The sequence below is a fragment of the Sulfurimonas lacustris genome (assembly GCF_059705355.1).
Genome location: NZ_AP046125.1, coordinates 690,257 through 707,778, shown reverse-complemented (window position 1 = coordinate 707,778; position 17,522 = coordinate 690,257). Strand labels below are relative to the sequence as shown.

Genomic DNA, 17,522 nt, shown 5'->3' with positions numbered 1-17,522 from the left:
CACTCCAATCTCTCAAATATGTCAAAATTTTAGCAGTTACATAGGTAAAGATAGGCGATTTTATGATTATTTTTTAGGCAATTACAAAAATTTCACCCTACTCATGCCTCAAAGCCTCGATAGGATTAAGTCGTGCGGCTTTTCTGGCGGGGAAATAGCCAAAGACTACTCCGACCATCGTTGAGAACAAAAAAGCAACGATGACGATAAAAGTGTTAAAGATAAGCGGCAAATCGAAAAAGAACGATATACCGACTCCCGCACCTACACCGATGATGATGCCTAAAACACCGCCGAGGGATGAGAGGACTATGGCTTCGACCAAAAACTGGAGCAAAACTTCTCTCTCAAGCGCACCGATGGCAAGCCTTATGCCTATTTCACGGGTTCGCTCCGTGACGGATACTAGCATGATGTTCATGATGCCTATGCCGCCGACAAGCAGGCTAATCGCCGCAACGGCTCCGAGCAAAATGGTCAACATCTGCGTTGTAGAGGAGAGTGTTTGTACCATTTCACGCATATCGTGGAGATTAAAATCACTCTCTTCTCCCGCCCTTACCTTGCGGCGTTCCTGCATAAGAGAGGTGGCGGCTTCTTTGACACTCTCTATCTGCGATGAGGAGTTTGCCGAGATAATCATCCTTGCAACCTCTTTGTTTCCGCTGATGCGTCTTTGAAACATACGGATGGGCGTGACGATGATGGCATCTTGATCCATCCCAAACATTGCCGCACCTTTGGCTTCAAGCAAACCGACAACCTCGCATGAAAAACTCTCAAGACGGATGGACTCACCGACTGGATTTAGCGTACCAAAAAGCTCTTTGCGTATGGTCTCGCCGATAACGCACACCGCTTTTCCGTTTTGAATCTCTATGGGTGAAAACTCTCTCCCAGAGGCAAAAACCCAATCTTTGACGACAAAGTAGTCGTTGTCGCTCCCATCCACCGTTGTTTGGTAGTTTTTGTTTCCATAAACGGCTTGCATCTGGCTTGAGCCGATTGGTGCGACACCACGGATATTTGCAAGCTCTTTTTTGAGGGCTTCTACATCACTGTGCGTAAATCTTCTCGCCGTTGAGTCTGTTGCCGGAGGACCTTTTTGTTTTTGCCCTGGAACAAGAATGAGCATATTTGTTCCAAGTTTTGAGATGCTTTGCGTGATGTACGCCGTCGTAGCGTCGCCTAGCATAACCATAGCGATAACAGAGGCTATGCCTATGACGATGCCAAGCGTGGTAAGTGCCGAGCGCAAAGCACTTCTGCGAATCTCACGAAGGGCTAGTAAAAAAGCGTTCCAAATCATAAACTTTGCTCCGTCTTCTCTATGCTTCCGTCTCTGAAAAAAACCCTTCTTGAGGCGTACTTTGCCATATCCATCTCATGCGTTACCATCAAAACGGTAATCCCTTTCTCTTTGTTAAAAGAGCGCAAAAGTTCCATAATCTCGATGCTTTTTGCGGTATCTAAGTTGCCTGTCGGTTCATCTGCGAGCAAAATAAGCGGATTTGTCACTATAGCTCTGGCGATGGCTACTCTTTGCTGCTGTCCACCTGAGAGTTCACCCGGTGTGTGATGTGCGACATGTTCTAGCCCCACGCTTTTGAGTGCCTCCATCGCCATCTCTCTTCTTTCATGCATGCCATAGCCACGGTAAAGAAGCGGAAGTTCGACATTTTCAACGGCGGTTGTTTTTCCTAGCAGATTGAACCCCTGAAATATAAACCCGATGTAGTTTCTGCGCAAAAGCGCACGCTGGTCTTGCGAGAGCAAACCGACATTAACCCCCTCAAAAAGGTACTCCCCTCCGCTTAGCGTATCCAAACAGCCGATGATGTTCATGGTGGTTGATTTTCCTGAACCGCTGGGACCCATGACCGCCAAAAACTCTCCATGCTCTACTTGAAGATTTACGCTTTGCATGGCAAATGTTTTTGCTTCCGCCTCTCCGTATGATTTTGTGGCATTTTGAAGCTCTATAACATACTTTTGCTCTCTCATCGCTCTTTGATTCCCACCAAAACCGCATCTCTCTCGCTTAGTTCCGCACTATCTATAACGCTAAAACTTCCGTCGCTTTTTCCGACTTTAAGCGCAACTTTAGAGGGTTTGTTCTCTCTCAAAACCCACACATACTCGCCAGTAGCATCTCTTTTTTGCATCGGCGGAGTAAAACGAAGTGCCGCATTTGGGACGACAAGAGCATCTTTTATGACATCGGTAACGATATGCGCAAAAACAGTCATCCCTGGGCGAAGTAGCAGTTCAGGGTTTTGCACATTTACAACGGCATCGTAAGTGACAACGCCGTTGACTATCTGTGAGTTTAGGCGCAACTGTGTCACAACCCCTTTAAAGGTTTTTTGCGGGTACGCATCCACGCTAAACTCCACGCTTTGCCCCTCTTTTACATCGGCGATATCGGCTTCATCGACACTCACTATCACTTTCATCTTTGTCAAATCCTCCGCCAAACTAAAGAGAACGGGAACAGTCATAGCCGCAACCACGCTCTGTCCCGCTTCTACTTTTTTTGCCAAAACTACACCCTCGATAGGCGATACAACAACGGCTTTTTTAAGGTCATCCTGAGCGGCTTTTAGCTCTGCATTTGCCTGATTGCGCCCTGCTTTTGCAACCTCCAAAGAGGCAAGAGAGAGTTCGTAAGCGGCGTATGCGCTGTCAACCTCCTGTCTTGAGGGGTAGCCTCCGTTTGTCGCTTTTATCATCTTATCAACTCGAAGCCACTCGTTTTTGGACTTTGTGAGTGTTGCCGTTGCCTCTGCCACATTTGCCTCATATTTTGCAAGTGCGGCTTGGTAGCTTGTCACTTTTGAGGAGAGTTTGACGGTATCCAGACGAGCCATCACTTCCCCTTTTTTGACATGTTGGTTATAATCAACCAAAACCTCGCTTATCGTTCCGGAGACCTCTATTCCGACATCAACACTGTTTGTAGGCTCCATGTTTCCGCTCGCGTCAACCATGACGGTGATGGTTTTTCTCTCAAGCGGTGCGCTTATGTACTCTATCTCATTTTTGTTTTTGCCGGTTTTGTACCAAAAAAAAGCTCCCGACATAAGCAACAAAATAGACAAAAGTATAAAATATATCTTAAAACTTCTCTTTTTATGCCCACCGACACCGAGTGTCTGCTCTATCATCTTATCTGCCATCTGCTACTCTTTGTGAAAAATGGAGTTTTGCCAACTCTAGCTGCATATCTATCTCGCTTATTTTTATGTTTAGCTCTTCTATAGCTCTTGTATTTTTTATGATTTGCAAATCGTACCCTGTTTTTGTACCTGCGTCCACCCCTGCTTTGATGGCATCAATGAGACCGTCGTACAAAGAGAGGTTTTTTGTGCTTACTTCGTTATATCTGCGGTAACTCTCTATCAGTGCAATGGACTGCTCATAAGAAGCATTTAAGGCTCTTTGCTTATCGGCAACTTGTGCAGACTGCTTCATCTGCGTCGCCTGTGCCTCTTGGATAGTCGCTTTGGCGTTGTAAGCCAAAGGGATGTTGAGCGCAACTCCCACGCCGTAGTATGCGCCATCATCTCTGTTTGTATATTTTTTGGATTCGTACTCTCTGTACCCGACATCTGCGTTTACGCTGAGTGACGGAAGATAACCGCTTTTTGTCACGCCGTAAAGCCCTTTGAGGCTCTCTAAATGAAGCCTCTCATAACTAAGCGAGATATTTTCCTGCAAAAAATTCTCCTTTTTTACTAAGAAGAGCGTTGGAAGTGCGAACTCAGAGGGGTTTATGTCGCTTATCTTTGCAACATCCTCTTTAAGTTTTGCAAGTGTGTAGTCATAAGTAACGAGATTTTTCAGCTGGCTGCTCTGCGCTACAAGTGCATTATTAAGCTCCGTGATATCGGCTTTTCCTGCATCATAAAGCTGCTGTTTTATAAAAATCTCAATCTCTTGGTTTTTAAGCGTCAGCTCGCTCTGCTCTTTTTGATAAAGCGTCTTTTTGTAGTTTAAAACATAGGTGAAAATCTCCTCATTTAACGCCGCTCTTTGGGAGTTTAGAGCCATCGCATCCGCTCTTTTTTTGGCATCTGCGTACTCTATCTGGTACTCTATGCCTCCAGAGCGAAAAATATCTTGCGTTATGGAAGCGGAAGTGTTTTTACTAAAACCGTAATCCCCGAGATAACTCTTGTCGTATCCCCATGAAGCACCGAGATTTAGCGGTGCTATCCAGTTGTTTCTTAGTTTTTCATTCTCTGATTCGTATCTGTTTTGCTCTTGAAACAACAACTCCCGTTTCTGCGGCGAGAGAAGTTCTGCCTCTTGCGCACTTAGCGGCAAAACAAAAAGCAAAAAGTGTAAAAAAGAGAGTGTTTTAGCGTTTTTCATCACTGTTCCTTAGTAAAAAGGCTATTATAAGATACATTTGAAAATAGTAGCACGCACTTTTTGAGTGCGTGAGGAGTGAGGGTTAAAAATTACGTTCTAAAGAGTTCAAGTTTTGCGTGAAGTTCATCTGTCATAGAGTTGAGATGCTCGGCTGCTGCTGCTATCTCTTCGACACTTCTTGCATTTGTAGCTGAAATAGCGTTGATTTGACTTACTTGGTCCACGATGATTTCTACATTTTTACCTGTTTTTTCAAAATCATTCACTGTCTTATCTGTCGCACGAACCGCCTCTTTGACGATGGCAACACTCTCGTTTATCTTAAACTCTACATCACTTGCGCTGCTAGAGAGTTCTTGAATCTCGTCGGCATTTTCGCTCATTTGTGTACTTACATCGCTTATGGATTGCACAATCACATTGATGGTTGCGTTTATCTCCGTGAGGCTTCTTTGCGTGCGCTCTGCAAGTTTGCGCACCTCATCGGCAACTACGGCAAACCCACGTCCATGCTCACCCGCACGAGCCGCTTCTATGGCAGCGTTGAGCGCGAGAAGATTTGTCTGATCAGCGATGTCGGCGATGATATCTAAGATATTTTTTACCTCGCCTGCCTCTTTAGAGAGTGCCTCCATGCGCATAGAGAGATCAGCTTCAAGCTGTGCAGAGTTTTGCACTTTGTGTGTAAGGTTGATGATTTCATCTCTTGCGTGCCCTAGATTTTCATTTGCTCGGAGTATCTCTTTTTTACTCTCGTATGCTTCACTGATGGCAAGCTCTATCTCACCCTTAATCTCTCTTGCTTTTTTCGTTGCATCATCGACCACAAGTACACTTTTCTCGACATTTTCCCCAACGCCCATCGCTGTTGTTGAGAGCTCATGAGAGATGGAAGCGTTTTCGCTTGAACTACTCTTAGATGTCTCGATAAGGTCTCTTAGTGTTGCTAAAAGCCCATTGAAGCTCTTTGCCATTTGGCTAAGCTCAAGTGGTGCATTTTCATCTACTTTTATAGTGAGGTTATGGCTCTCTCCGATGTTCACAAGGGTAGCTTTAAAACGCTCTATCGGGTCGCTAACGGATGATTTGATAAGGAAAAGTATGAGTAATGCAAACAAAATAATACCCACTACCAGACCTATACTAAGCGCCATGATGTTAAAAGATGTGTCTGCTATGGCTTTGTCTATATTTGTGTAAACATACTTATAAAGTTCAAGCTCCACATTTCTCAAAATCTCGATAGACGCTGTCACGTTTGTAAACCAAACCGACGCATCGATGCCAAAACCGCCTTGAGTACCTTTTTCTTTTGCTATCTCTATCATTGCAAATGTTTTTTCAACCACATCGCCTTGAAAGTTGTTTTTGTAAAACTCTTGCAGCTCTTTTGGAGCAAGTGTTACAAACTTACGGCTGTTGACATTGTATGCTCCTAAAGAGCCACCAAACGTAAAGTAAGTATGCCCAGCGAAGCTATCTTTTGTAAAAGCGCCATTGAGGTTTGCGCGTATCTGCCCCAACTGCTCTTTGACGGAAGCTAGATGGGTATATGCTTGGATCGTGTTTCTTCCATCTTTATCGTCCATCAGCGATGGGATAATCGTTGCCCCATCGATAAGCGCTACGATAGTTTTCGAAAAGTATGCCCCTGTATCTGGCGCACTTAGAGAGAGTGCGTCGATGGCAGCCCTTTTTGTCTCAAGCTCGCTTAAGTTGCCAAGCACCGAACTATCGCCCTTAGTTTGAGCGTAAACATCTTTTATCTCAGCGATTGCGTTGTTTACCTTTGCTCTCATCTCTGGGAGTTTATCGCCATTTTTTGTGCCATTTGAAGCAGCAAAGCCAACACTAAGACCACGCTCAATCTGCATAAAATGAATCGCTTTTGCCAAAGATTCTACTTCATGGATGCGCTCTTTAGTCTCCTCAAGATTTTTTTTGATACCAATATCAAATACTATCTTTCCGGTGGAGAGTGCTACAATCACCAAAATCGGCACAAGCGCCAACACCATCAACCTTACTTTTATACTTAGGTTTTTCACCTTTTTTCTCCTCTTTGCTTCTTTGTAATGCAACTGTAACATTCACATCATAAAATAAAACAGCTATTTTACTTACAAAAGCTTAATGTTGCGTTTTTGCAACCCATAACAAACTCTCTACGAAGGGGTGAAACTCCTCTTTAGTGTTTTTTATGTTATTCTTAGTTAAAATCACAAACTCTTTTTTTATTTTTGGGGGTTGATGGTGATTTTTTCTCTTCTTTTGGCTGCACTTGCTCTTTTGGTCGCTCTCTTTTACTTTTTCCGATATCAAAAAATCAAAAACCAGCTAAGCAAACTCTTTGTAATGGAGTATGCGATGAATCATGCCCAAAATCCTCTCTACTTCGTCGATCCCAAAAGTGCTGCGATTTTCTATGCCAACAAAGCAGCATGCAAAGCACTTGGCTACACGTACGAAGAACTAACATCTCTTACTATTTTTAACATCGATCCAAACGTCACCCATGAAGCATGGCTAAAACATAACGAACATCTCAAAATGGCGCAAACTTCCGATTTTCTCACACAACACAAACGCAAAGACGGCACGCTCTTTGAGGTTGAAGTTTTTGGCAACGTCTTTGAGTATGAGGGAAAATTTTTCAATATCGCTTTTGCGGTGGATGTCACACAAAAAAACCACTACCAAAAAGCGCTTCAAGAGAGCCACGATGCCTTGACGCTAAGAAACCAAGAACTTGAAGAACTTGCGATGCTAGATGCCCTTACCAAGATTCCAAATCGAAGATTTTTAGATGAAATTTACGCAAAACGTTTTGATGAACACCGCCGAGAAGATGTATCACTCGCTCTTTTGATGATAGATGTCGATGATTTTAAAACCTATAATGATTTTTACGGTCATGCCAAAGGGGATGAAGTCTTGATTCAAATCGCGCAAACACTCCAAAAAACACTCAAGCGCCCAACTGATTTTATAGCACGATACGGCGGAGAAGAGTTTGTTGTCGTACTTAAGGAGATCTCTCTTAGCGGTGTCTTAACACTTGCAGAGCAGCTCATCATCGCCATAAAAATCCTTCAAATCCCTCACGAAAAGTCAAAAACACTCCCTTATATCACCATAAGCATAGGCATCTCCCACAAAGATGCAACGACGCTCATAGACAAAAAAACGCTCTTAGAAAACTCCGACATAGCCCTCTACCAAGCAAAAGCGAAAGGGAAAAACTGCTCTGTTTTGTATGAAAAAACTCTACTGCAATAAAAAAGCCCTAAAATAGTGGACAATCAGCCCTTTATGCTCCTCTTTTTTCATCTTTGGGAGCTTTTGTGTCATCTCTTTGCAACTGCTTATAAAAATATATCTTTCTACAAGATTGAGTTGTTCTAGTTTCATATAGATAGGCATTACAAAAGCAGCCCTTTGTTTGATATGGCTCACAATAGCTTGACTATAAAGAAAATGAAAGTTTTCTATCGCGTCCACACTTCCCACACGAAGCCCAAGCCCCAAAATAAACTCAATCTCTTTGAATTCAAATGCAGGAGTTATCGTTTTAGCATATTTTTCTAACATGATTGTGAGATTTCGCAACTCCTCATATTTATCATCGGCTCTTTGAAGATAGGCAAAAATCTCAGGTCTCTCTTTTTCCCAGCCATAAAGCGTGCTTTTTGAAATATTAAACTTTTGAGAAATCTCTTTGATAGTAAGCATTACGATATCCGTATTTTTATTTACCAATGATTATAGTTTTACGAATATGAGAAAATAATCAGTTTGTTTTATGTTAATTTTTTCTATAATCAAAATATAGAATATTTTTTCATAATAAATTTAGTTTTTTATCTTATATGGAATAAATATTTGTAAAATCAATCCGATAATGGAAAAAAATGCTCTATTTTTTCTTGCTTTTTCTTGCAGCACTTTTTGCACTTCTATGCTTTATAGAATATCGTAAGCTTGATGTGCAACTAAAAAAGCTTCTTCAAAAGAATACACACTATGAAAATCTTGCGATGTTTGACGCTCTCACACAGATTCCAAACCGCAGATTTTTGGATGATATCTACACCAAACTTTACAAAGAGCATCTCAGAGACAACACAAATCTCTCAGTTTTTATGATAGACATTGACTGTTTTAAAGCATATAATGACTTTTATGGACACCTTAAAGGAGATGAAGTTTTGGTTCAAATCGCTCAAACACTCCAAAAAGCGCTCAAGCGCCCAACTGATTTTGTTGCACGTTACGGTGGAGAAGAGTTTGTTGTCGTACTCAAAGAGACCTCGCTCAGCGGAGCCGTAACTATGGCTAGCGAACTTCTCTATGCCATCAAATTTCTTCAAATCCCCCACGAAAAGTCAAAAATCCTCCCCTACATCACCACAAGCATCGGTATAGCATGGAAAGATTTTGATTCCCAGATAACACAAGAGGAGCTTCTAGCCTTTGCGGACAAGGCACTCTACAAAGCAAAAGAGAGAGGGAAAAACGGGTATGTACTCTGTGAAGAGGTAGTTTAAACCATTACCTCAAGCACAAAACCGCCAAAGCACAAGCTAACACAAACGAAACTCCCTGCCAAAAAACTACGCTGTTTTTCTCCACAAGAGGCGGTTTTTTCTTCTTTAAAAACTCCTCGTTTGGGTGGCGCAAGTCGTACAAAAACTCGCTTAGTTCCTCGTAACGCTCATTTGGGTTGAGTGCTACTGCTTTTTTTACTGCCTCGTCAACCCATACGGGAATCTCTTGGTTATAGTGGTAAAGCGGGGTGTATCGCAGCTTCTTTTGGGCTGACTCATTTTTGGCTCTTGCGACCTCAACACCATAAGGAAAGTGACCAGACACCATCTCATAAACGATTACGCCGAGTGAAAAAAGGTCTGAGCGGGTTGTTCCCTCTTTGCCCAAAAAGTATTCGGGTGCGCTGTAGAGTGCCGTACCTAAGAGATTTTCTTGTTCAAGGCGGATATTGATGTCCATGATGCCCTCTACTCTTGTTGCGCCAAAGTCTATGATTTTGAGCGTGCCTGAACTCTCTATCATGATATTTTGCGGTCGCAAATCCTGATGCACCATCTCTTGACGATGCAGTGCCAAAAGCCCTTTTGCTATCTGCTCCGCCATTTGGCGCACCGTCTCAAGCGATGGATGCGGATGGTCTATAATCCACTGTGAAAGTGTCTGCCCCTCGACATACTCCAAAGTGTTGTAGAGGTAGTTTTTCTTGCGTGATGGTATGTAAGCTTTTAAAACATTCGCACTGCTGATACGTCTAGCCACCCACTCCTCCATCAAAAACCGCTCCAAGTACGCCTTGTCGCCACGCATATCTATAGATGGGATTTTTAGTGCCACCGATGCGCCGCTCTCTTTGTCCGTTGCAAGATAGACATGGCTTCTGCTGCTCGCACTGAGTTCACGGACAATGGTGTAACCCTCAAACTCCTCTCTTGCTTCAAGCAGAGGCGCAAACGGTTTCTCTTCAATCTGCTTGTAAATCTCTTTGACCTCTTTTTTTGGCAACGCATCCACACGTACAAGCTGGATAGTGATGTTGTCGTCACTCCCCATCTCAAATGCCCTCTCACCGATAGTTTGGGCGGTGTTTTCAAAAGAGCCAAGATGCCCTTGCACTATCTCCGCCATCACCGCATCACTCACAAACTCATAAACGCCATCACTCATAAAGAGAAAAATATCCCCCACTTCCACGCTAAAACTGCTATAGTCCATCCGTACATGCGGCTCCATCCCCAAAGCACGGCTTAGGTAACTCTCATCTCTTGAGACCCACAGACGATGGTCTTGTGTAAGCTGTTCCATCACACCCTCACGCAAACGGTAGATTCGCGTATCGCCCGCATGAAAGATGTAGGCACTGCTTGAGCGAAGCACCATTGCGCTAAAAGTGCAGACATAGCCTCTGTTTTTGTCATGGGAGTAGTTGCTTTGCATGGTTTGGGAGTGTAGCCAAGAGTTTGTAGCACCCAAAACCCTAAGGGCTGATTTTTTGACCGACCACGCATCAGGCGTACTTAAGTAGTCCATCAAAAAAGAGGTAACGGCTGTTTTGGAGGCGATTTGGCTTACACTGCTGCTGCCGATGCCATCAGCGATGGCGATGGCAACACCTTTGAGTGTAAGCTGCGGCTCATTTGGAATGCAGATATCGTGAAAATCTTGATTTATCTCTTTGCGCCCCCCAGTTGAGTACTGGGAGATGGAGAGTTCTAAGCGGCTTTTCATAATAAAATCAGTTTAGTTTTCTTTTTGCACCCGTTTTGATATGGGTTGCATAAAGAGTAAGCCCAGTAAATGCAAGTCCGCCCACAAGGTTTCCAAGAGCAACGGGAAGCTCATTCCATAAAAGATAATCCCCAACAGTAAAGCCGCCGCCCATAATCATAGAGAATGGAAACAAGAACATGTTAACGATGGAGTGTTCAAAACCCATAAAGAAAAAGAGCATAACAGGCATCCACATAGCGATAGCTTTTCCGCTTACAGTGGTTGAAATCATTGCACCCACAACACCCATAGAGACCATCCAGTTACAAAGCATTCCACGGATAAAAACCGTCATCCATCCCCAAATACCGTGCTCTTGATACCCAAGCGTTCGTGACTCTCCGATAGTCGCTATCTTTTTACCGACTTCCCCCGGCTCTATCTGATACCCGTAAGTAAGGATAAACGAAATCATAAACGCCACAAGCAACGCACCCGCAAAGTTACCCACAAAAACAAGCCCCCAGTTTCTAAGAACCTGCTTCACAGTAACTCCGGGGCGTTTGTCGATGAGTGCTAGCGGAACAAGAACAAAAACACCAGTTAAAAGGTCAAAGCCCATAAGATAGAGCATGATAAAACCGACAGGAAAAAAGACTGCACCCAAAAGCGGAGAGCCGGTTTTCATTGTCACGGTAATGGCAAAAGCCGCAGCGAGAGCTAAAATAGCTCCTGCCATAAAAGATCTGATAAGCGTATCTTTTGTGGACATATGGACTTTAGATTCGCCCGCATCCACCATTTTAGTAACAAATTCCGTAGGTGCCAAGTAAGACATGGTACACTCCTCAAAAAAAAGTATTTCACTGTTGTGATAGAGAAATTGTACGATTTTTAATCTAATAAAGTAACTATTAGTTGTTCAAATTTTAATCAATAGCCATTTTTTTAAAAAAAATTTATATTATCGTAATTTTGACATATTTTTGATTATTTTTTCGAAAAGCGAATGCAAGTAAAGCTCGGTTATAATACTGTTTTTTATAAGAGGACACATGGGCTGGTTAGATTTTTTTGAGACAAAAACAGAGTTAAAACACGCTTTTGGACGAGGCACGAATGCAAATCTTGCAGAAGATGAAGAGGATCTTTTCAACAAATCCTATGAGGCGTTTGAGTCCAAAGATACCATCGCTGCATACGACTACTTTTTGCAATCGCTTCAAAACTATTCAGCGGGGCATGCAAATGAAAACATCATCATCCAAAAAGAGGATGAGAAACTTTACTTTGAGATCTACCAAGGGAGTGCTAAAATCAGAGGCACGATAACCAAAGAAAATCTCCATGCAGAAGCGATTCTTGTCAAAAAAAGCTCCGCACATGTCGCACTTAAACGCCTGATTTTGGAGAGAAACTACCAGTTTACCTACTGCTACTACTTTAGCGATGAGGAGCATATAAAGCTCAAACTCTCCATGGACAACATCACCATGAGTCCGCAAAAACTCTTTTTTCCTCTTAGAGAGCTTGCACTCAACGCCGACTATGACAAAGAGTATGTCAAAAGCGAGTTTGCAGACATCACACTTGAAGATATCGCCCACATTCGCCCTTTGGATGAGGATGAACTCTCCTTGAAGTACCGTTTTATGCACGAGTGGATAGAGGAAGTAAACGCCAAAATCTCCTCGCTTCCCTCAAACGACAATGCAGGAATGCAGTCCTTTTTACTGCTCTATCTGCTTTTTAAAATTGATTATCTTTTGGTGCCGAAATTTTCCATCTTCAAAAAATCAACCAAAAAAATCCAAGACTATTTTAGCGATGAAAACCTTACCGTAGAGGCAAAAAACGATGAGCTAAGAGAGTATATCTCTGAGCTTCAAGAGATGCCTTATGAAGTTTTTAAAACAAATTTTTACAATGCCAAATACACCTTTAACCCGACGGACAGAGCCTCTCATGAAGAGATAGATATCTTCATAACGGAGTCTCTTGCAAAAGTTCGGTGGTACAAAAGCAACCGCTACAACCAAATCATCCCGACCATGTACAAATATATCGCTATGTATCTGCTCTACAACTACGGACTGCATCCCGTTACAAGGGAGCTTCTGCACACTCTTGTAGAGGTTCAAAATCCCGCTTTTTTCAAAGCACTGGGCTACGCTACGCTCTATGACGCACAAAACGCAACCTTTGCAAAAAGAGCTATCGTCTCAAGAGTAGAGAGCATTATCACCCCATATCAGAGCCGCTTTAAAATGCTCAAACCCTTTGGAGACAAACTAAACTTTACATCATTAAACGAGTTTAACAACAGCTTTTATCTCCAACTCAAAAATCTCGACTACGAGGAGATTTAGCCGTGAACACACAAATCGTACTTGAACGCTATATCGAAAATATCATCCAAATCATGACCCCATACGGAAGCGGCACGGGGTTTATCATAGGTGATTTAATCGTCACTAACTCCCATGTCGTCGCAGGTCTCAAAGAGGTTGTTATAAGCTCAAAAACCATCAAACGCTCTATTGCGGAGGTGGTTTACGACGATGCCTATTTTGACCTTGCATTTATCGCATCTTCATTTGAGACACCGCAAAATCCTCTGCAACTCTCGCAAAAAACGATTCAAAACGGCGATACGGTTATCGCTATCGGACACCCTTACGGACTAAACTACAGTGCTACCGAGGGCATCGTCTCCAAAGCTTCAAGGATTTACGGAGAGCTTGAGTATGTACAGCTTGACGCCGCCATCAACCCTGGAAACAGCGGCGGACCGTTACTAAGTGTAGATGGCGAGGTGGTGGGCGTGAACACTTTTATCATCCAAGACTCCAACAATCTAGGCTTTGCGCTCCCCTACTTCTACGTGGATGAGGCACTCAAGAGCTACAAAAATCTAAACATCAAAAATGTTCTCAAATGCCCCTCATGCAAAAATCTCATCGACGAAAAAGAGATAAAAGAGGACTACTGCCCAAGATGCGGCATAAAACTTGAGGTCGCAAAACTCAGAAGAAAAGGGTATAAACCCACAGCAAGCACAAAACTGCTTGAAGAGATTTTGGCTTCTCTTGATGTCAATGTCACCCTTGCCAGACGCTCACAGGCTTCATGGAGGGTTGACTACAACACCGCACGCATCGAGATAAACTACTATGACAACGGCATTATCATAGCGGACTCCAAACTTTGCGTTATCCCGCAGGAGAACATAGAAAAACTCTATGACTATTTGCTTGATGAAAACCAAAAGTTCTCCTATCTACACTTCTCCATCAATGAAAACTTCATCTACCTCTCCTACCTTATCCCTGATTCGTCGTTGACACTTAAAGAGGGTAAAATTGCGCTTGAGAGGCTTTTTAAGTATGCAGACAGCTATGATGATATTTTGATAAAAAAGTTCAATGCCACCAAACAAAAACGAGACAAAGAGGATGAATAATGAGTAAATTTTTAGATTTAAGTGTTGATTTGGATAGCTTCATAAAAGAGCTAAATAAGACAATCGAGAAAAACAACAAAAAAGTGAAGAAACTTTTAAAAACAAAAGGCAAAACTTTTGCAAACTTTGTTAAACCCCTAGAGCTGATGGACGAACATTTGGAGCAGTTTTTTGTCAAACTCTCGCACCTAAACTCCGTCAAAAACAGCGCAAAAACGCAAAAAGTATATGCAAAAGCACTTCCCATCATCACGGAGTACTCCACAAAACTCTCACAAAACATAGAGATATACAAGGCGTACAAGGAGATTTTGGCACACGAGGAGCTAAACCAAGAGCAAAAAAGAGTTTTGGAGCTAAGTATCTTAGGTTTTGAACTAAGCGGCGCACATCTGGATGAAAAAACAAAAGAGAGGCTTCAAGAGATTAACATCAAAAAAAGCACTCTCTCCAACGATTTTAGCCAAAACCTGCTCAACGCAACCAACGACTACAAGTACATCATCACAGATGAAAAAGATGTAGAGGGCATACCGCCAAGCGATTTAGAGAGCGCAAAATTCAAAGAAGACGGCATCACAAAGTACAAATTTACCCTCCAAATGCCATCCTATTTAGCCTACATGACTTATGGCAAAAATGAGCGTATCCGAGAGGAACTCTACCGTGCCTATGTCACCAGAGCGCCGCAAAATGAAGCTATCATAGATGAGATACTAAGTTTAAGAGATGAGATGAGCCGCCTTTTAGGATTTGAGAGTTATGCCGCCTACTCACTGGCGAGCAAAATGGCAAAAGATGAGCAAAGCGTTCTCTCTTTTTTAGAAACGCTGATGACCAACTCTCAAAACCAAGCAAAAGGAGAGCTTGAAGAGCTACAGCAAATCGCACAAAAAGAGCTACAAAGTTTTGACACCGCCTACTACAGCGAGATACTTAAAAAAGCCAAATACGACATAGACGAAGAAGAGTACCGTCCCTACTTTGAACAAAAAAGCGTTTTAGAGGGGATGTTTGTCTTTTTAGAAAAGCTATTTGGCATCACATTTGAAAAAAAAGAGGAAGAGTTGTGGGACAAAAAAGCACTCTCTTATAATGTTTTCACGGATGGCACGCTAAGAGCGAGACTTTACCTAGACCTAGAGGCAAGAAAAGGCAAACAGGGCGGTGCGTGGATGAACAACTTCCAGTCACATCACATCGACGCAAAAGGCAAAGAGCAGTTAGCCTCTGCCGTCATAGTCTGCAACTTCCCGCCGTCTAAAGGCAAAAGCCCCTCACTTTTACGCCACGATGATGTCGTTACCCTCTTTCATGAGATGGGACACGCTCTGCACCACATGCTAAGCTATGTCAATGAGAACAGCGTAAGCGGTGTCAATGGCGTAGAGTGGGATGCAGTGGAGTTTCCATCCCAGTTTTTGGAAAACTTTGCATATGAGCCAAAAGTACTCCAACTCTTTGCAAAACACCACAAAACAGGCGAAATCCTGCCGCAAGAGATGATAGAAAAACTCGTACGAAGCAAAAATTTTCTCTCAGCCATGTCTATGCTAAGACAGCTTGAATTTTCGCTCTTTGATTTTGTGCTTCATACAAAACTACATCAAGCAAGTGAAATCCAAACACTTCTTGACTCCATCAGAGAAGGGAGTGCGCTTATAAAACCACCGGCGTACAACAAGTTTCAGCACGGTTTTTCACACATCTTTGCAGGCGGATATGCAGCAGGATACTACAGCTACAAATGGGCGGAAGTGCTAAGTGCCGATGCCTTTTTTAGCGTGGTAAATGAGGGCATATTTGGCTCAACAACAGCCAAAAGATACCTTGAGAGCGTTTTGGGAGGCGGTGGCGCAAAGAGTATGGACGCACTTTTTCAAGAACTTATGGGTAGAGAGCCAAATCCAGATGCCTTGCTTCAACTAAATGGAATCCTATGATGAAGTTTTTACTCTTAACGCTCCTTTTTTTGGCACAACTTTTTGGAGAAACCACCTTGAAAATAGCAACCTACAATATCGAAAATCTCTTTGACCTCGAAAAAAACGGCAATGAGTATGAGGAGTACATTCCAAACGGCACATCAGAGTGGAATCAGCAAACCTACAAGGTAAAACTCAAAAACATTGCACAAGTCATCAAAGATATCAATGCAGACATCATCGCACTCCAAGAGGTAGAATCACTCCAAGCACTCCTTGATTTACGATTTGCTCTCAAGCAAAACGGACTTTACTATGAACATTACGCCATCGCCGATAAAAAAAACACAACTGTTAAAGTGGCTATTTTGAGCAAACTCCCATTTGTTTACACACAAGAGTTGTCCATCACCAGAACACTGGAACACAGAAATATCCTTGAGACCAAATTTAGGATAGAGGGCAAAGAACTCTACATATTTGTCAACCACTGGAAATCAAAATCAGGAGCAGAGAGCGAGCGCATCATCTCCGCAAAAGCACTTATGAAAAGAGCAAAAGAAATAGGTTTTGATAAAAATATGATTGTGCTAGGAGATTTCAACTCCGATTATGAAGAGTTTATCAAGTTCAAGCGAAAGAGAAACCACAACGACACCGACGGTATCACAGGCATCAACCACATACTGGGCACAATCAACCAAAGAGTTGAAGCCAAAGAGGCAACCGCCACAAAAGAGAGTTTTTACAACCTTTGGTATGACACAGAAGAGGAGAAAAGATACTCCTACGTCTATAAAGGTAAAAAAGAGGTTTTGGACAATATCCTAATCTCCCAATCCCTCTTAAACTCTCAGGATATCTCATATATCCACAAAAGCATAACTCCATTTGAGAAAGAGTACCTCCTAAAAAAAGAGAAACCATACAGATGGGAGATATCTCAAGGAAAAGTAAAGAAGCATAAAGGAAAGGGATACTCTGACCATCTTGCAGTGATAGCAAAATTTAAAGTTACAAGATAAGAGTATTACCTCTTCTGTTTTGTAACTTCTATAGCCTCTCTCTATACAAAAACAGTTGTTTAAATATCGAAGTTCAATCTTTTGAGAAGTGGGATTTTAGCCCCATAAAAACTAACGAAAACTAAAGCAATATTTATTTTTGAGTAATTTGATTATTAGAGTAAAAAGAAAAAATTGCACAATGGATTGATGACTCGAAGCTACACTATAAAAACAACTGTGCTGTACTTGACTATTGAATGGGCGAAATAAAAAAAACAATAAGATTTAATTTGAAGTTAATTTGTAAGAAGTAAGAGTAAAAATGATCAACTAGGCAGCGACCTACGTTCCCAACCCTGTAAGGATCAGTATTATCAGCGATGAGAGGCTTAGCTTCTGGGTTCGGAATGGAGCCAGGCGTTTCCCTCTCTCTATAGCCACCTAGACAGACCATATATAAAGATATAACGCTTAAGGAAGTAATTCCTTAAGCTA

At 42.4% G+C, this 17,522-nt stretch carries 13 protein-coding genes, 1 rRNA gene and 2 pseudogenes; 6 read left to right on the top strand and 10 right to left on the bottom strand.

Translation table 11 applies throughout. The features are described from left to right. Positions 1–97: 97 nt before the first annotated feature. The 6 genes and pseudogenes from AC6H4V_RS03745 to AC6H4V_RS03720 all read right to left on the bottom strand — a co-directional run. Positions 98–1,309: an ABC transporter permease gene (locus AC6H4V_RS03745; protein WP_497607520.1), complete on the bottom strand. Its 1,212-nt coding sequence runs from the start codon at positions 1,307–1,309 to the stop codon at positions 98–100. Then, entirely contained in the window at positions 1,306–2,004 is a 699-nt protein-coding gene (locus AC6H4V_RS03740) for an ABC transporter ATP-binding protein (protein ID WP_497607519.1), read from the bottom strand. The genes AC6H4V_RS03745 and AC6H4V_RS03740 overlap by 4 nt, the downstream gene beginning before the upstream one ends. Next, positions 2,001–3,179, bottom strand: coding sequence for an efflux RND transporter periplasmic adaptor subunit (locus AC6H4V_RS03735; RefSeq protein ID WP_497607518.1), 1,179 nt, complete (start codon positions 3,177–3,179; stop codon positions 2,001–2,003). The genes AC6H4V_RS03740 and AC6H4V_RS03735 overlap by 4 nt, the downstream gene beginning before the upstream one ends. Further along, entirely contained in the window at positions 3,169–4,377 is a 1,209-nt protein-coding gene (locus tag AC6H4V_RS03730) for a TolC family protein (protein WP_497607517.1), read from the bottom strand. The genes AC6H4V_RS03735 and AC6H4V_RS03730 overlap by 11 nt, the downstream gene beginning before the upstream one ends. 89 nt (positions 4,378–4,466) lie before the next feature. Continuing rightward, positions 4,467–5,453: pseudogene (locus tag AC6H4V_RS03725) on the bottom strand (methyl-accepting chemotaxis protein); the annotation flags it as partial. 144 nt (positions 5,454–5,597) lie between these two features. Beyond that, positions 5,598–6,251: pseudogene (locus tag AC6H4V_RS03720) on the bottom strand (nitrate- and nitrite sensing domain-containing protein); the annotation flags it as partial. Positions 6,252–6,627: 376 nt separating this feature from the next. Between AC6H4V_RS03720 and AC6H4V_RS03715 the strand changes: the two are divergent. Then, positions 6,628–7,656 carry a GGDEF domain-containing protein gene (locus tag AC6H4V_RS03715; protein ID WP_497607516.1) on the top strand — a complete coding sequence of 343 codons (1,029 nt, stop codon included), beginning with the start codon at positions 6,628–6,630 and terminating at the stop codon, positions 7,654–7,656. On the opposite strand, the gene AC6H4V_RS03710 is transcribed toward AC6H4V_RS03715, so the two are convergent. Beyond that, entirely contained in the window at positions 7,645–8,136 is a 492-nt protein-coding gene (locus AC6H4V_RS03710; protein ID WP_497607515.1) for a helix-turn-helix domain-containing protein, read from the bottom strand. The genes AC6H4V_RS03715 and AC6H4V_RS03710 overlap by 12 nt on opposite strands. A gap of 152 nt (positions 8,137–8,288) precedes the next feature. Between AC6H4V_RS03710 and AC6H4V_RS03705 the strand changes: the two genes are divergently transcribed. After that, entirely contained in the window at positions 8,289–8,924 is a 636-nt protein-coding gene (locus AC6H4V_RS03705) for a GGDEF domain-containing protein (protein ID WP_497607514.1), read from the top strand. A 4-nt stretch (positions 8,925–8,928) separates the two neighbouring features. Here the strand turns inward: AC6H4V_RS03705 and AC6H4V_RS03700 are convergent, their stop codons facing one another. Together AC6H4V_RS03700 and AC6H4V_RS03695 are read right to left on the bottom strand one after the other, a co-directional pair. Further along, positions 8,929–10,650 carry a bifunctional protein-serine/threonine kinase/phosphatase gene (locus AC6H4V_RS03700; protein ID WP_497607513.1) on the bottom strand — a complete coding sequence of 574 codons (1,722 nt, stop codon included), beginning with the start codon at positions 10,648–10,650 and terminating at the stop codon, positions 8,929–8,931. Between the two features lie 7 nt (positions 10,651–10,657). Next, entirely contained in the window at positions 10,658–11,470 is an 813-nt protein-coding gene (locus AC6H4V_RS03695) for a formate/nitrite transporter family protein (protein ID WP_497607512.1), read from the bottom strand. A 217-nt stretch (positions 11,471–11,687) separates the two neighbouring features. Between AC6H4V_RS03695 and AC6H4V_RS03690 the strand changes: the two genes are divergently transcribed. Genes AC6H4V_RS03690 through AC6H4V_RS03675 form a run of 4 tightly spaced genes read left to right on the top strand, consistent with a single transcriptional unit; the run spans position 11,688 to position 17,045 of the window. Further along, on the top strand, positions 11,688–13,001 hold the full coding sequence (locus AC6H4V_RS03690) for a hypothetical protein (protein ID WP_497607511.1): 1,314 nt from the start codon (positions 11,688–11,690) through the stop codon (positions 12,999–13,001). A 2-nt stretch (positions 13,002–13,003) separates the two neighbouring features. Beyond that, entirely contained in the window at positions 13,004–14,095 is a 1,092-nt protein-coding gene (locus tag AC6H4V_RS03685; protein WP_497607510.1) for a trypsin-like peptidase domain-containing protein, read from the top strand. Then, positions 14,095–16,038, top strand: coding sequence for a M3 family metallopeptidase (locus AC6H4V_RS03680; protein WP_497607509.1), 1,944 nt, complete (start codon positions 14,095–14,097; stop codon positions 16,036–16,038). The genes AC6H4V_RS03685 and AC6H4V_RS03680 overlap by 1 nt, the downstream gene beginning before the upstream one ends. After that, positions 16,035–17,045 (top strand): endonuclease/exonuclease/phosphatase family protein, encoded by a 1,011-nt coding sequence (locus tag AC6H4V_RS03675; protein WP_497607508.1) that lies wholly within the window; start codon positions 16,035–16,037, stop codon positions 17,043–17,045. Before AC6H4V_RS03680 ends, AC6H4V_RS03675 begins: the two co-directional genes overlap by 4 nt. Positions 17,046–17,356: 311 nt before the next feature. Here the strand turns inward: AC6H4V_RS03675 and rrf are convergent. Continuing rightward, positions 17,357–17,472, bottom strand: a 5S ribosomal RNA gene (gene rrf, locus AC6H4V_RS03670). Positions 17,473–17,522: the final 50 nt, after the last annotated feature.

Bases quoted from the DNA above. Each gene is read 5' to 3' on its own strand.
- AC6H4V_RS03745 (WP_497607520.1), bottom strand. From the start codon at position 1,309: ATGATTTGGAACGCTTTTTTACTAGCCCTTCGTGAGATTCGCAGAAGT.
- AC6H4V_RS03740 (WP_497607519.1), bottom strand. From the start codon at position 2,004: ATGAGAGAGCAAAAGTATGTTATAGAGCTTCAAAATGCCACAAAATCA.
- AC6H4V_RS03735 (WP_497607518.1), bottom strand. From the start codon at position 3,179: ATGGCAGATAAGATGATAGAGCAGACACTCGGTGTCGGTGGGCATAAA.
- AC6H4V_RS03730 (WP_497607517.1), bottom strand. From the start codon at position 4,377: ATGAAAAACGCTAAAACACTCTCTTTTTTACACTTTTTGCTTTTTGTT.
- AC6H4V_RS03715 (WP_497607516.1), top strand. From the start codon at position 6,628: ATGGTGATTTTTTCTCTTCTTTTGGCTGCACTTGCTCTTTTGGTCGCT.
- AC6H4V_RS03705 (WP_497607514.1), top strand. From the start codon at position 8,289: ATGCTCTATTTTTTCTTGCTTTTTCTTGCAGCACTTTTTGCACTTCTA.
- AC6H4V_RS03700 (WP_497607513.1), bottom strand. From the start codon at position 10,650: ATGAAAAGCCGCTTAGAACTCTCCATCTCCCAGTACTCAACTGGGGGG.
- AC6H4V_RS03695 (WP_497607512.1), bottom strand. From the start codon at position 11,470: ATGTCTTACTTGGCACCTACGGAATTTGTTACTAAAATGGTGGATGCG.
- AC6H4V_RS03690 (WP_497607511.1), top strand. From the start codon at position 11,688: ATGGGCTGGTTAGATTTTTTTGAGACAAAAACAGAGTTAAAACACGCT.
- AC6H4V_RS03680 (WP_497607509.1), top strand. From the start codon at position 14,095: ATGAGTAAATTTTTAGATTTAAGTGTTGATTTGGATAGCTTCATAAAA.
- AC6H4V_RS03675 (WP_497607508.1), top strand. From the start codon at position 16,035: ATGATGAAGTTTTTACTCTTAACGCTCCTTTTTTTGGCACAACTTTTT.